General features: G+C 57.5%; 1 pseudogene. It reads right to left on the bottom strand.

Annotated features, from left to right (window positions below):
* Positions 1-497, bottom strand: a pseudogene (locus ASU23_RS24600) (DUF11 domain-containing protein); the annotation flags it as partial.

Raw genomic sequence — 497 nt, 5'->3', positions numbered from 1 at the left:
CCCGGAACAACGAAGTTGTTCACGAACACCCCACCGACCACATCGGCATTGACCTTCACCGAATACGTCACCGTCTTCGTTTCGCCGGCCGCAAGGGTTCCCGTCACCGAGAAACCATCACTGCCGACCATCGTCGCAACCAACGGAGCATCAGCAGCCAAACCACTCAATGCACCCTTGTCCACAACCTGACGCAAATCATCGAAGTACGCGACCTCACCCGCACCGTTACCGGTATTCGTGAACGTGAGCGTGTACTTGATGTCCTGACCGGCAACAACATTCGAACCCGACACCGGATCAGAAGACTTCACCACAGCAATCTTCGGAGAGACCACCGGATGCGTCGTGCACAGCTGCGTCACCGGATCACACACCTCCGGAGGATCAACCGGAGGAGTCGTCCCCGGAACAACGAAGTTGTTCACGAACACCCCACCGACCACATCGGCATTGACCTTCACCGAATACGTCACCGTCTTCGTTTCGCCGGCCGC

Source organism: Rhodococcus sp. KB6 (genome assembly GCF_001445685.1).
Lineage (GTDB): Bacteria > Actinomycetota > Actinomycetes > Mycobacteriales > Mycobacteriaceae > Rhodococcus_F > Rhodococcus_F qingshengii.
The sequence above is the reverse complement of the archived record's forward strand: the minus strand, read 5'-3'. Positions and strand labels throughout refer to the sequence as shown.